General features: G+C 67.6%; 11 protein-coding genes. 10 read left to right on the top strand and 1 reads right to left on the bottom strand.

Annotation, left to right across the window (positions count from 1 at the left end):
• Positions 1 to 318 precede the first annotated feature (318 nt).
• From cofD to ahcY, 5 genes are all read left to right on the top strand, one after another.
• Positions 319 to 1,317 (top strand): 2-phospho-L-lactate transferase, encoded by a 999-nt coding sequence (cofD, locus tag IBX22_RS11055; protein WP_309234532.1) that lies wholly within the window; start codon positions 319 to 321, stop codon positions 1,315 to 1,317.
• On the top strand, positions 1,314 to 2,660 hold the full coding sequence (locus IBX22_RS11050) for a coenzyme F420-0:L-glutamate ligase (RefSeq protein ID WP_194815188.1): 1,347 nt from the start codon (positions 1,314 to 1,316) through the stop codon (positions 2,658 to 2,660). Before cofD ends, IBX22_RS11050 begins: the two co-directional genes overlap by 4 nt.
• 15 nt (positions 2,661 to 2,675) lie before the next feature.
• A complete protein-coding gene (locus tag IBX22_RS11045; protein WP_194815187.1) occupies positions 2,676 to 3,194 on the top strand; it encodes an NUDIX hydrolase in 519 nt (172 codons plus the stop codon).
• 443 nt (positions 3,195 to 3,637) lie between these two features.
• The gene (locus tag IBX22_RS11040; protein ID WP_194815186.1) at positions 3,638 to 4,795 is read left to right on the top strand and encodes an alkane 1-monooxygenase; all 1,158 of its coding nucleotides are present in this window, start codon (positions 3,638 to 3,640) and stop codon (positions 4,793 to 4,795) included.
• A gap of 58 nt (positions 4,796 to 4,853) precedes the next feature.
• Positions 4,854 to 6,320, top strand: a complete 1,467-nt coding sequence (gene ahcY, locus IBX22_RS11035) for an adenosylhomocysteinase (protein ID WP_194815185.1) — start codon at positions 4,854 to 4,856, stop codon at positions 6,318 to 6,320.
• 61 nt (positions 6,321 to 6,381) lie between these two features.
• Here ahcY and IBX22_RS11030 read toward each other — a convergent pair whose 3' ends face one another.
• Positions 6,382 to 6,579, bottom strand: coding sequence for a hypothetical protein (locus tag IBX22_RS11030; protein WP_194815184.1), 198 nt, complete (start codon positions 6,577 to 6,579; stop codon positions 6,382 to 6,384).
• An 89-nt stretch (positions 6,580 to 6,668) separates the two neighbouring features.
• Here IBX22_RS11030 and IBX22_RS11025 point away from each other — a divergent pair, with 89 nt between their 5' ends.
• From IBX22_RS11025 to IBX22_RS11005, 5 genes are all read left to right on the top strand, one after another.
• A complete protein-coding gene (locus IBX22_RS11025) occupies positions 6,669 to 7,316 on the top strand; it encodes a dTMP kinase (RefSeq protein ID WP_194815183.1) in 648 nt (215 codons plus the stop codon).
• 78 nt (positions 7,317 to 7,394) lie between these two features.
• Complete coding sequence (gene mtrA / locus IBX22_RS11020) at positions 7,395 to 8,072, top strand: MtrAB system response regulator MtrA (RefSeq protein WP_069163595.1); 678 nt, start codon at positions 7,395 to 7,397, stop codon at positions 8,070 to 8,072.
• 71 nt (positions 8,073 to 8,143) lie between these two features.
• Positions 8,144 to 9,913, top strand: a complete 1,770-nt coding sequence (gene mtrB / locus IBX22_RS11015) for an MtrAB system histidine kinase MtrB (RefSeq protein WP_375540216.1) — start codon at positions 8,144 to 8,146, stop codon at positions 9,911 to 9,913.
• Positions 9,910 to 11,730 carry an MtrAB system accessory lipoprotein LpqB gene (lpqB, locus tag IBX22_RS11010; RefSeq protein WP_194815182.1) on the top strand — a complete coding sequence of 607 codons (1,821 nt, stop codon included), beginning with the start codon at positions 9,910 to 9,912 and terminating at the stop codon, positions 11,728 to 11,730. The genes mtrB and lpqB overlap by 4 nt, the downstream gene beginning before the upstream one ends.
• A gap of 30 nt (positions 11,731 to 11,760) precedes the next feature.
• Positions 11,761 to 12,402 (top strand): ComF family protein, encoded by a 642-nt coding sequence (locus IBX22_RS11005; protein ID WP_194815181.1) that lies wholly within the window; start codon positions 11,761 to 11,763, stop codon positions 12,400 to 12,402.
• Positions 12,403 to 12,523: the final 121 nt, after the last annotated feature.

Here is a 12,523-nt window from a genome sequence, read left to right as displayed (position 1 = left end):
GCAGAATGATTCTTTCCGTCGGACCAACACGCACACCGACGGCACTACCCCGCGACGTTGTCCCGCGGACATCCCCGAGCTCGTCATTCCGGTGCGAACATGCGTTCGAAAAGCTGTCCGCGCCTTGAGGTCTCGCGCGAACCCGGAATGACATGACTGTGATTAGACACGCCGGACGTGTCGATGGTCAAGCCGCCGACGCTATTCCGTTACTATCCGCCGCCGTTTTCCGTCCTGATCTTGGTGTCTGCCATAGCAAATGGATAGCAAATGCGTTGTTGCGGTCGGGCGCGTCGGTTACGCCTAGGCTGTGCGGATGTGACTGCACAACAAGCGGACGGCGCCGCGGTGCGCGCGCCGAAGATCGCCGTCCTGGTCGGTGGGGTAGGTGGCGCGCGCTTCCTGCAAGGTGTCCGGGAACTGCTGCCCGACGCCGATGTCTCGGCGATCGTGAACGTCGGCGACGACGTCTGGATGCACGGCCTCCGAATCTGCCCCGACCTCGATACCTGCATGTACACGCTGGGTGCGGGCATCGATACCGAGCGTGGCTGGGGCCGGGTGGGCGAAACCTGGCACGCCAAGGAAGAGCTGGCGAAATACAACGCGCAGCCGGATTGGTTCGGCCTCGGCGATCGGGATATCGCCACGCACTTGATTCGAACTGAAATGTTGCGTGCCGGATACCCGCTTTCGGCGGTTACCGAAGCGCTGTGTAACCGGTGGCAGCCCGGCGTCAAACTCATCCCGGCAACCGACGATCGATGTGAAACGCATGTCGTTGTGAGCGATCCGGAGAACCCTGGCGAACGTCGCGCGATCCATTTCCAGGAGTGGTGGGTGCGCTATCGAGCCAACCTCGAAACACACGGATTTGCCACAATCGGGGCAGATGAAGCAAAACCGGCACCAAATGTGACGGAGATCATAGCGGGGGCCGATGCCGTTATTTTGGCCCCGTCGAACCCCGTTGTCAGCATCGGTTCCATCCTCGCCGTGCCCGGAATCCGGGGCGCGCTGCGCACCACCGAGGCGAAGGTGATCGGGGTGTCCGGAGTGATCGACGGCAAGCCGTTGCGCGGCATGGCCGACGAATGCCTGTCGGTGATCGGCGTGGAAACCACCGCCGAGGCGATCGGCCGCCACTACGGCGCCCGCTCGGCCACCGGCATCCTGGACGGCTGGCTGATCCACACCACCGACACCGCCGACGTGCCCGGTGTCGAGGTGCGCAGCGTACCGCTGCTCATGACCGACCCGCCGACGACCGCTGAAATCGTCCGGGAGGCATTGGATCTCGCGGAGGTGAAGTGGTGAATCCGATCGTTGATCATGCCGCGACCGAGCTGACGATTCTGCCGATCACCGGTTTGCCCGAATTCCGGCCCGGCGACGACCTGGCCGCACACATCGCCGAATGCGCGCCGTGGCTGGCAGACGGCGACATCCTCGTGGTCACCAGCAAGATCGTGGCCAAGGCCGAGGGGCGGATCGTCGCCGCGCCCCTGGATCCGGAGGAACGCGACACCGCACGCCGGGCGCTGGTCGATCAGGAAGCGGTACGGGTGCTCGCGCGCAAGGGCCGCACCCTGATCACCGAGAACAAGCTGGGCATCGTGCAGGCGGCCTCCGGCGTCGACGGCTCCAATGTGGAGCAGGGCGAATTGGTGCTGCTGCCCGCCGACCCCGACGCCAGTGCCAAGGCGCTGCGCTCCGCGCTCGCCGAAAAGCTCGGCGTGACCGTCGCCGTCGTCATCACCGACACCATGGGCCGGGCCTGGCGCAACGGCCAGACCGACGCCGCCATCGGCGCGGCCGGTCTGCGGGTGCTGCACGACTACGCGGGGGCGGTCGACGCGCAGGGCAACGAACTGCAGGTCACCCAGATCGCGCTGGCCGACGAGCTCGCCGCCGCCGCGGATCTGGTCAAGGGCAAGCTCGGCGGGTTGCCGGTCGCGGTGGTGCGCGGGCTGCCGGTCACCGACGACGGGTCGAGCGCGCGGGACCTGCTGCGCGGCGGCACCGACGATCTGTTCTGGCTCGGCACCGCCGAGGCCATCGAGCAGGGCCGGCGCGAGGCGATCCTGTTGCGCCGCTCGGTGCGCCAATTCGCCGATACTCCGGTCGATCCGGAACGCATCCGGGCCGCGGTGGGTGTGGCGCTGACCGCACCCGCTCCGCATCACACCCGTCCGGTCCGCTTCGTCTGGCTGCGTGATCCGGCCCGCCGCGCCGCGTTGCTCGAGGCGATGGCGGACAAGTGGCGCACCGATCTCGGTGGCGACGGCCGCACCCCCGAGAGTGTGGAGCGCCGAGTCGCCCGGGGCCGCATCCTTTTCGACGCCCCCGAGGTGATCATCCCGTTCTGCGTCCCCGACGGCGCGCACGACTATCCCGACGAGCGCCGCCGCGCCGCCGAGAAGACCATGTTCACCGTCGCGGTCGGCGCCGCGGTGCAGGGTCTGCTGGTGGCCCTGGCCACCGAGGGCATCGGCAGCTGCTGGATCGGGTCGACCATCTTCGCCCCGGAGGTCACCCGTGCGGTGCTCGGGCTGGACGCCGACTGGAACCCGTTGGGCGCCATCGCGATCGGTCATCCGCCGGCGGATCTCGCGCCGCGTCCGGTGCCCGGCCCGGGTTCGAGCCTTGTCGAATTGTGAGAGTGCAGGACTCCGATGACCGCTGAGTCGCTGCATGCCTCGGCCACCAAGCTGCTCGAAACCTGGAACCCCGCAACGGGTCCCGAGCGCTCGCTGCGGGAGGCCGTGCTCGCCTTCCTGGGCTCCGCGCCGCGGGGGTGCCTGCGCGAGCATGCCGCCGGGCACATCACCGCGTCCGCGGTGGTCTACTCCCACGACGGTCGCGAGGTGCTGCTGACGCTGCACCCCCGAGTCGGACTCTGGATCCAGCTCGGCGGGCACTGCGAGGAGAGCGACGAGACCGTCGCCGACGCCGCACTGCGTGAGGCGACCGAGGAGTCCGGGATCGAGGGCTTGGTCCTGGATCCGGAACTGTATGGCGTGCAGGCGCATCCGATCACCTGCTCGCTGGGTGTGCCGACGCGGCACCTGGATCTGCTGTTCCGGATCACCGCTCCGGCGGGCGCGGTGCCGGTACGCAGCCACGAGTCGACGGATCTGCGCTGGTGGCCGGTCGACGCGCTGCCGCCGAATGCCGAAGTGCTGCTGCGCTGATCGGCTGTCTCGCGGTGCGCCGGAACCCCGGCCGAAACATGTTGATACCAAATCGTTGCAGACGGCATCGGCCCCGATGCCGGGCTGTTGCTCCGGGATTCGAGGAGCCGATCGGTCCCCGCGCACCCCGGTAAACCACCGGGCGAGAGGCGCTCGGCGCCCCTGCGGACCCCAATGGCCGCGGCCTGCGATGCGTGGGTCGCGGCGGCCCGCCGGCTCGATCGGCGCTGGTCCCGGCCTCTCCCGCAAGGACTTTCAAGTCAGGGCACCCTTGGTTTGCTCGACGTGTGCGGTGACCCCCGTCACATGTGAGTTCACGGAAATACCGACTGCCATGGTTGTAACTGCTGCCACGTTTCCCCGCTCAGGGTCGCTGTAACGGACGTAAAGTCTGTAAGTATTCTCATGCGTCGGAGTTAGGGTTCTTATTTAGCGGGGCAAACGTGCAATCGGCTGGCAAACCTGCGGGGTCTCCCGATCCCAAACGCCATCTGTGGGTTCTCGGCCTGATCGCTCCCTCTTGCGCTCTCCTGCCCTCCCAGCTGGTGCTTCACACCGGGCAACCGGTGTTCTGGTGGATCGGGCCGATCATCGTGCTCATCGTCATCCCGATCCTGGATTGGCTGGTGGGCGAGGACGGCAGCAACCCGCGTGACGAGGACTACGAACTGTTGTCCAACGACCGCTACTACCGTTGGTGCACTTACCTTTTCCTGCCGATCCAGTTGGCCGGTCTGGGCATCGCCTGTTTCATGTGGGCCGGCAATGACCTCAGCGTCCTCGACAAGCTCGGCCTCGCGGCGACTCTCGGTTTCGTCAGCGGCATCGGCATCAACGCCGCGCACGAGCTCGGGCACCGGGTGGAGCATCTGGAGCGCTGGCTGGCGAAAGTCGCGCTCGCGCAGTCCTGCTACGGCCACTTCTTCGTGGAGCACAACCGCGGCCACCACGTCCGGGTCGCGACACCGGAGGACCCGGCCAGTGGACGACTAGGCGAATCCCTGTGGGAGTTCCTGCCGCGCAGCGTGATCGGCGGTTTCCGCTCGGCCATCGGGCTGGAACGCGAGCGCCTGGCGCGCAAGGGCAAGCGCTGGTGGAGCCCGCACAACCACATCCTGCAGGCCTGGTCGATGTCGATCGTGCTGTTCGGCGGCCTGGTCGCGGTCTTCGGCATCGGCGCGCTGCCATACCTGTTGCTACAGGCGGTGATCGGGGCGGCGCTGCTGGAAACCGTGAACTACGTCGAGCATTACGGGCTACTACGCGAGCGGCGGCCCAACGGGAACTACGCGCGCTGCTCCGCGCGCGACAGCTGGAACAGCGACCGCCTCGTCACCAACATCTTCCTGTTCCACCTGCAGCGGCACAGCGACCACCACGCCAACCCGGGCCGCCGCTACCAAACCCTGCGCAGCTCTATGCAGGCTCCGCAACTGCCCGCCGGATACGCCTCGATGATCGTGTTCGCGGCCATCCCGCCGCTGTGGCGGGCGGTGATGGACCAGCGCGTTATCGCGCACTACGACGGCGATATCAGCCGCGCCAACATCCAGCCACGCAAGCGCCGCCGCATGCTCGCGGCGAAGGAGGCGACCGCGTAACCCGTGCGCGTCGTCTCCGACTAGCCTTGGTCGCGGAACTGTCGACCAGGAGAGGCTGATGACGACCTCAGAACTTACCGCCGATGTGCGCAACGGCATCGATTACAAAGTGGCCGATCTGTCGCTGGCCGAGTTCGGCCGCAAGGAGATCCGGCTCGCGGAACACGAGATGCCGGGCCTGATGGCGCTGCGCCGCGAGTACCACGACGTGCAGCCGCTCAAGGGCGCGCGTGTCTCCGGCTCGCTGCACATGACGGTGCAGACCGCGGTGCTCATCGAGACCCTGGTCGCGCTCGGCGCGCAGGTTCGCTGGGCTTCGTGCAACATCTTCTCCACCCAGGACCATGCCGCCGCGGCCATCGTCGTCGGGCCGCACGGCACCGTCGAGGAGCCCAAGGGCGTCCCGGTTTTCGCCTGGAAGGGCGAGAGCCTGGAGGAGTACTGGTGGGCCGCCGAGCAGATGCTCACCTGGCCGGAGGAACCGGCCAACATGATCCTCGACGACGGCGGCGACGCCACCATGCTGGTGCTGCGCGGCGCGCAGTTCGAGAAGGCCGGCGTGGTCCCGCCCGACGACGAGAGTCACTCGGCCGAGTACAAGGTGTTCCTGAACCTGCTGCGCACCAGCCTCGAAGCCGACAAGTCCAAGTGGACCAAGGTCGCCGAGAGCGTCAAGGGCGTCACCGAGGAGACCACCACCGGCGTGCTGCGGCTGTACCAGTTCGCGGCCGCGGGTGAGCTGGTGTTCCCGGCCATCAACGTCAACGACTCGGTCACCAAGTCGAAGTTCGACAACAAGTACGGCACCCGGCACTCGCTGATCGACGGCATCAACCGCGGCACCGACGTCCTCATCGGCGGCAAGAAGGTGCTCATCTGCGGTTACGGCGACGTCGGCAAGGGCTGCGCGGAATCGCTTGCGGGCCAGGGCGCCCGGGTGCAGGTCACCGAGATCGACCCGATCAACGCGCTGCAGGCGCTGATGGACGGCTACGACGTGGTCACCGTCGAGCAGGCGATCGGCGATGCCGACATCGTCATCACCTCGACCGGCAACAAGGACATCATCACCCTCGATCACATGAAGGCGATGAAGGATCACTCGATCCTCGGCAATATCGGTCACTTCGACAACGAGATCGATATGGCCGGGCTGGAGCGCTCCGGCGCGACCCGGATCAACATCAAGCCGCAGGTCGACGAGTGGACCTTCAAGGAGTCCGGCAAGGCGATCATCGTGCTGTCGGAGGGCCGCCTGCTGAACCTGGGCAACGCCACCGGCCACCCGTCGTTCGTGATGTCGAACAGCTTCTCCAACCAGGTCATCGCGCAGATCGAACTGTGGACCAAGCCGGAGGAGTACGACAACGAGGTCTACCGCCTGCCCAAGGCCCTCGATGAGAAGGTCGCCAAGATCCACGTCGAGGCGCTCGGCGGCACGCTGACCAAGCTCAGCAAGGATCAGGCGGAGTACATCGGCGTCGATGTCGAAGGGCCGTACAAGCCCGAGCACTACCGGTACTGATTCGTTTCACGCACAGAGCATTTCGGCCGGTCACCTTTGGGTGGCCGGCCGAAGTCGTCAGCTAGGGGGCGGGGCAGACGCTGCCCGTGTTGTTCTTGAGATAGCAGGCGAGGTTCTCCGCGAGCTTCGAGGAACCGGACGAGCTGCCGCTGGACGTGCCGTCGGACGGCGCCGCGCCGGCAGCGGGTGCGGCGAGGGTCAGGCCGGCGGCTAGAGCGATTGCGGCGATTCCGGCTTTGGCGATCTTGATTTTCGACATCCACGCATTGAATCAGTGAAACTTCACATTTGGGACCCGGGGTGAGGCCCCCAATTCCTTGGTCTGGCCGACCGGTAGCCTCCTCGACCATGGGTCTTCTGGTGGCGGTGGAGGGTCTCGACGGTGCGGGCAAGCGCACCCTGATCGAGGCGACAACCACCCGGCTGCGCGCGAACGGGCTGCGGGTCAGCACCCTGGCCTTCCCGCGCTACGGCAAATCGGTGCACGCCGATCTGGCCGCGGAGGCACTGCGCGGAGCGCACGGCGACCTGGCGCAATCGGTGAATGCGATGGCGTTGCTGTTCGCGCTGGACCGGGCCGATGCGGGCGCCGAGCTGACGAAGCTGTTGCTGGACAACGACATCGTCATCCTGGACCGCTACGTCGCCTCCAACGCGGCCTACAACGCGGCCCGCCTCGAGCAATCGTCCGACAGTGAGATCGCCCGCTGGGTGGCCGAATTGGAGTTCGTCCGCTTCGGCCTGCCGACGCCGGATCTGCAATTGTTGCTGGACGTCGATACCGATCTCGCGGCCGAACGCGCCCGCAAGCGCGGCGAACTCGACGCGACACGCGCACTGGATGCCTACGAACGCGACGGCGGATTACAGCGGCGCACCCTCGAGGTCTATCGTGAGCTGGCCGAAGGCAGTTGGCACAGTCCTTGGTGGAGAATACGATCCGATGACGATCCGGCATCGCTGGCCGTGCGATTGGCCGAATTGGTTGCCGGATAAGGTTGGATGTGCGGCGGGTTCGCACCAGTGTTGGCGTGGCGGCCCGTTCCTGGCCTGGGAGATGACACCATAGTAATTATGAAGCCCAAGATTCTGGTCGTCGACGACGATATGGCGCTCGCTGAGATGCTCACGATCGTCTTGCGCGGGGAAGGGTTCGACCCGCATGTGGTCGGCGACGGCACACAGGCCCTCGCGGCGGTTCGGGAGATCCGCCCCGATCTGGTGTTGCTGGACCTGATGCTGCCCGGCATGAACGGCATCGATGTATGCCGCGTGCTGCGGGCCGATTCCGGCGTTCCGATCGTGATGCTCACCGCCAAGACCGACACGGTCGACGTGGTGCTCGGTTTGGAGTCCGGCGCCGACGATTACATCGTCAAGCCGTTCAAGCCGAAGGAGCTCGTCGCCCGCGTGCGTGCGCGTTTGCGGCGCACCGAGGACGAGCCGGCCGAACTGCTCTCCATCGCCGACATCGTCATCGACGTGCCCGCGCACAAGGTGACCCGCGGTGGTGCGCAGATCTCGCTGACTCCACTGGAATTCGATCTCCTCGTCGCCCTGGCCCGCAAGCCGCGGCAGGTGTTCACCCGTGAAGTCCTGCTGGAGCAGGTCTGGGGTTACCGGCATGCCGCCGACACCCGTCTGGTGAACGTGCACGTGCAGCGTTTGCGCGCGAAGGTCGAAAAGGATCCCGAGAATCCGGAGATCGTGCTTACCGTGCGCGGGGTCGGGTACAAGGCCGGACCTCCGTGAGCGAAAACCCGGAGCGCCCGGGCGACACTTCCGGGGGAGGAGAGCGGTCGCCCGAGGCGCCGGGACTTGCTGTGCGCTTGGAAGAATCGCTCGCGCCGGTGGTGGCCTGGCTCAAGGAGGTCGGCACCGGCCTCGGTCATGTCTGGCGCCGGTCGCTGCAGCTGCGTGTCATCGTCTCCACGCTGACGCTGTCGCTGATCGTCATCACCATCCTCGGCGTGGTGCTGACTTCGCAGATCACCGATCGCCTGCTGGACGCGAAAATCAATGCGGCGGTCGAGGAAATGGACCGGGCCCGCAATACTGTCGAAACCCAGCTGGTGGGCGCCCATGACGCAGCCTCCCAGGAACAACGCCTCGCCGACGCCCGGAGTGCCCTGTCCGATCGGGCGGGTGGCACCGGTTCCTCTGGCGCGGCAGGAAGTTTCGATTCTGCGCTAGCAATGGTCGGCGGCGTGCCGCAACAACCGATCGTCGTTGGGCTGATCGACGAGGTCCCCGAGGAGCTGCGCCGGTTCGTCCAGCGCAACCAGGTCAGCTACCAGTTCGCGATTGTCTCCGACCTCAACGGTTATCACGGACGCGCCCTCATCATCGGCAGTCCGAGCGCCGAGGTGCCGACGCTGGAGATCTATCTGATCTTCATGCTGTCCAACGAGGAACGCAGCCTGTCGCTGATGCGCGGCACCATGATGATCGGCGGCCTGGTGCTGCTGGTGTTGCTGGCCGCGATCACCGCGCTGGTCACCCGCCAGGTGGTGCTGCCGATCCGCTCCGCCGCGCGCATCGCCAGCCGCTTCGCCGACGGCCGCCTCAAGGAACGCATGCTGGTGCGCGGCGAGGACGACATGGCGCGGCTGGCCCAGGCGTTCAACGAGATGGCCGAGAGCCTGTCCAACCAGATCACCCAGCTCGAGGAGTTCGGCAATCTGCAACGCCGGTTCACCTCCGATGTCAGCCACGAACTGCGCACCCCGCTGACCACCGTGCGGATGGCCGCGGATCTGATCCACGGCAGCAGCGACGATCTCGATCCCGCCCTCGCGCGCAGCTCCGAACTGCTGGTCACCGAACTGGACCGGTTCGAGGGCCTGCTCAACGACCTGCTCGAGATCAGCCGGCACGACGCCGGTGTGGCCGAGCTGCAGGTGGAGTCGCTGGATCTGCGGATGTGCGCGCGGGCCGCCATCTCCACGGTCCGGCACCTGGCCAAGGACAGCGGCGTCGAGGTCGTCATCGACCTGCCCGAGGAACCCCTGGTCGCCGAGGTGGATCCGCGCCGCGTGGAACGCGTGCTGCGTAATCTGCTCGCCAACGCCCTCGACCACAGCGAAGGCAAACCGGTGCTGATCCGGATGCGCGGTGATGTCGACGTCAACGCCGTCGCGGTGGTGGTGCGTGATCAGGGTGTCGGCCTGCGGCCCGGCGAGGAGAAGCTGGTCTTCAACCGGTTCTGGCGTTCGGACCCGTCGCGGATGCGGCGTTCCGGCGGCACCGGCCTGGGCCTGTCGATCAGTGTGGAGGACGCGAACCTGCACGAGGGCCGCCTGGAAGCCTGGGGCGAGGCCGGTGTCGGCGCGAGCTTCCGGCTCACACTGCCGCTGGTGCGCGGGCGCAAGATGGGCCCGAGCCCGCTGCCGCTGGAACCGCTGCTGCGCAAGCCGTCCATGCCGGTCGAGCTGGATGCCGAGGACAACGCCGATGTGGCGAGTCAGCCGTTCCATCTGGTGGAGCATTCCGAGAACGGCAACTCCACGGCCGCGGGGACGGCCTCACCACCGGACGGCGCGGAGCCGCCCGGACCCGGCGTGCTCACCGAACCCGGAGACAAACAGTCATGACTGTGTCTACCCACCCCGTCAGCTCCGCCACCCGGCTGGCCGCGCTCGCGGTCTGCGCCCTGGCGGCGCTGACGGCACTGACGGGCTGTGCCAGCCTGCCGGAGAATTCCTCGCCGCAGGCCCTGGGCACCATCAATCGGGAACCCACCCCGGACGGGCCGCCGCCGCCGATCGAGAACCGCGACCCCGACCTGCTGCTGCGCGATTTCCTGGCGGCCACCGCCGACCCGTCTAACCGGCACCTGGCCGCCCGCCAGTTCATGACCCCGGCCGCGTCCACCGCGTGGGACGACTCGGTCAGCACCACCATCGTGGAACGACCGGACACCCTGCGCGAATCCCGCAGCAGCGACAAGGCCACCTATGTGATCCGCGCCCGGAAGGTCGCGGAGCTGGCGGCCGATGGCTCCTATCGCGCTGTCGAGGGCCCGCCGCTGGAAAACAAGATCGAGATGAGCAAGGTCGACGGGCAGTGGCGCATCGACGAACTGCCCGACGGGGTGGTGATGGACGAGGCCGCCTTCGCCAAGTCCTACCGGCGCTACGTGCTCTACTTCGTCGATCCGACCGGTACCACGCTGATCCCGGACCTGCGCTGGATCGCCGCGCCCAAGAATCAGCTGGCCGCGCGCCTGCTCACGCTGATCAGCTCGGGCACGCAGCCCGCGCTGGCGCCGGTGGTCCGCAACGAACTCACCGCGCCGGTGTCGGTACGCGGCCAGATCACCAAGGCCAACGGCGATCCGGACGAGGTCGGCGTCGGGTTGGGCGGCGTGCGAATAGATTTCGCGGGCGCTTCGAGCCTGAGTCCGCGTGACCGCGAGCTGCTGGCCGGGCAGGTGGTGCTCACGCTGGCGGGCGCCGAGGTCCTCGGCCCGTACATGCTGCTGGCCGACGGCAAACCGCTCGACGATCGTTTCGCCGCCACCGGCTGGTCGGTCGCCGACGTGCAGCAGCTCAGCCCCGCGGTGCAGAGCCAGAACCGAATCGGCCTGCACGCCTTGCGCGGTGGGGCGCTGGCCCAGGTCACCGAGACCGGCGTGCTCAACGCGCCCGGCTACTTCGGCACCGTGAACAACCTGCAGGCGGCGGCGATCTCGCCGGATGGCCAGTTCGTCGCGGCGGTCGCCGAATCCGGCCGCCCCGCGCCCGAGCCACAGCGCACCCTGATGGTCGGCAGCTATGGCGGCACCGCCTTCCCGATCGCCGAGGGCGGCAGTATCAGCCGGCCGTCCTGGAACTCCGACGGGAGCGCGGCCTGGGTGGTGATCGACGGCGAGAAGGTCATCCGGGCGGTCAACGACCGCGCCACCGGGACCGTCTCGCCCCAGGAGGTCGATATCTCGGCGTTGAAGGCGGCGCAGGCGGATCCGATGCTGCGGCTGCCGATCACCGAGCTGCGCATCTCCCGCACCGGTGTGCGGGCCGCGCTGATCGCCGACGGCAAGGTCTACGTCGCGGTGGTCGAACGCCGGCCGAACGGAACCTACGCGCTGACTTCGCCTTTGGCGATCGCGGTCGGGCTCAGCACCCGCGCGGTCTCGCTGAGCTGGCTGACCGCCGACGCGATCATGATCGCCCGCGAGGGCAATATCGACCCGGTCAGCACGGTCTCGATCGACGGGTCCGAGCTGACCTCGCAGATCAGCCAGAACCTGACGCCGCCGGTCCAGTTGGTGAGCGCGTCACCGCAGCACCAGTACGTGGCGGATTCCCGTGCGGTGCTGGAGCTGACGCGGAATCCCGATGGCGGCGAGCCGTATTGGCGTGAGGTGCCGGGCCTGGGCACGAGCGCGGTACCGGTGCTGCCGGGCTGACCTGTCGGTGCCCGGGCGCAGACTCGGGCGATGGGGACACTGCTGGATCTGATCCTGCCCAACTCCTGCGCGGGGTGTGACTGCCCGGGGACAGGGTGGTGCGCGGACTGTGACGGCACGCTGGGCCCGCCGGTGCGGGTGCGCCCGCGGGCCGACCCCGGGGTCCCGTGCTGGGCGCTGAGCCCCTATGCGGGCCCACCTAGACGCGCGGTACTCGCGGCCAAGGAACGCGGCCGGCACGATCTGGCGGAGCCGCTCGGGCAGGCCCTCGCGACCGGCTTGGCGCGGCTGCGCGCGGACCGTCGCACCCTCGTGCTCGTGCCCGCTCCGAGCCGTTCCAGGGCCGCCCGGCAACGCGGTGGCGACCCTGTGGTTCGCACCGCTCGCGCGGCCGCGCGGTGGCTGTCCGATTGCCAGGTGGCGCCGGTACTGCGGGTGTGGCGGGGTGTCCGGGATTCGGTGGGGTTGACACCATATGAGCGACAACACAATCTGCGCGGCCGGATCACGGTGCCGCCGCAGCCCGCCGTCTTTGCCGCTTTTGCCGAGAAAGCCGAGGTAGTGCTGGTCGACGACGTGCTGACCACCGGTGCGACAGCCCGGGAATCGGTGCGCGCGCTGACTGCCGCGGGTATCCGCACCCGGGCGGTTTTGGTGACATGTACTGCTTGACTCCGGGAAATTTGCGTGAATAGTGGCGCACTCGCAAATGTCGTACTAGCGTCGCGGACACACACCCAACCGGGAGTTTGGAGGTGGCGCCTCGGACAATCCTCGTGCTGCGCGATTCCCG

It is taken from the genome of Nocardia sp. XZ_19_385 (assembly GCF_015355755.1).
In the GTDB taxonomy this organism is placed as follows: Bacteria; Actinomycetota; Actinomycetes; order Mycobacteriales; family Mycobacteriaceae; genus Nocardia.
This window is presented reverse-complemented; position numbering and strand designations above follow the sequence as displayed.

Coding starts and splice junctions, on each gene's coding strand:
- IBX22_RS11045 (WP_194815187.1), top strand. CDS start 2,676: ATGACCGCTGAGTCGCTGCATGCCTCGGCCACCAAGCTGCTCGAAACC.
- ahcY (WP_194815185.1), top strand. CDS start 4,854: ATGACGACCTCAGAACTTACCGCCGATGTGCGCAACGGCATCGATTAC.
- IBX22_RS11030 (WP_194815184.1), bottom strand. CDS start 6,579: ATGTCGAAAATCAAGATCGCCAAAGCCGGAATCGCCGCAATCGCTCTA.
- IBX22_RS11025 (WP_194815183.1), top strand. CDS start 6,669: ATGGGTCTTCTGGTGGCGGTGGAGGGTCTCGACGGTGCGGGCAAGCGC.
- mtrA (WP_069163595.1), top strand. CDS start 7,395: ATGAAGCCCAAGATTCTGGTCGTCGACGACGATATGGCGCTCGCTGAG.
- lpqB (WP_194815182.1), top strand. CDS start 9,910: ATGACTGTGTCTACCCACCCCGTCAGCTCCGCCACCCGGCTGGCCGCG.
- IBX22_RS11005 (WP_194815181.1), top strand. CDS start 11,761: ATGGGGACACTGCTGGATCTGATCCTGCCCAACTCCTGCGCGGGGTGT.